This is a genomic window from Sneathiella sp. P13V-1 (assembly GCF_015143595.1).
Taxonomy (GTDB): Bacteria; Pseudomonadota; Alphaproteobacteria; order Sneathiellales; family Sneathiellaceae; genus Sneathiella.
Genome location: NZ_WYEU01000009.1, coordinates 1 through 653, shown reverse-complemented (window position 1 = coordinate 653; position 653 = coordinate 1). Strand labels below are relative to the sequence as shown.

Sequence of the window (653 nt, the reverse complement as noted above, 5' to 3'; positions counted from 1 at the left end):
GATAGCGATGTGGATGCCCTTAAAGACATCTCCATCACCTCTTCTGCCCGCGATATCACAGATACCTCTGTCACAGGCAATTCAACAGCCACAACTGTTGATGTAACGGTTGATGCGGTACTGGATCAGTATGTGGCTGTTGAAAGCGACAGCGATACAGTGGTCGAAGGACCGATCACAGCGTCTGAGAGCACTGCGGAACAGAAGATCAATCTGGGTCTGTCTGGCTCCCTTGATGAAGCCCAGTTCACTCAGTCCCTGGACGGCGGTGCCGATACAGATGGCTCCGAGAGCATCTCCATCACCATCACGGTGGATAGTGATGTGGTTCAGCTGTCCCTGCCAGCCTCTGTGACCACAGCAGAGCTGACAGAGACCTCTTCCGGCACATGGACACTGACAGCCGTTGGGTCTGCAACAGCTGCAGATCTGGTAGCTGCCATTGATGACATTGAAGCCGTTGTTCCTGCTGGCTTTGAAGGCTCCATCACCGGTTCCATCTCTACCTCAGCGACAGACACGGCGTCTGATGCTGAAGATACCACAGCAGATAACACTCAGACGGACAGCACCACCTTCGCCATCGAAGTGGGTGACGGTACCGTCACGCCAACGGTTGCCACCAACCTGGATGCGGGGGATCTGCTGATCAA

The 653-nt window shown here is 54.7% G+C and carries 1 protein-coding gene; it reads left to right on the top strand.

Going from position 1 to position 653, the window contains the following annotated elements:
• On the top strand, positions 1 to 653 hold a 653-nt coding region (locus tag GUA87_RS17770; RefSeq protein ID WP_193717972.1), incomplete at both ends, for a hypothetical protein.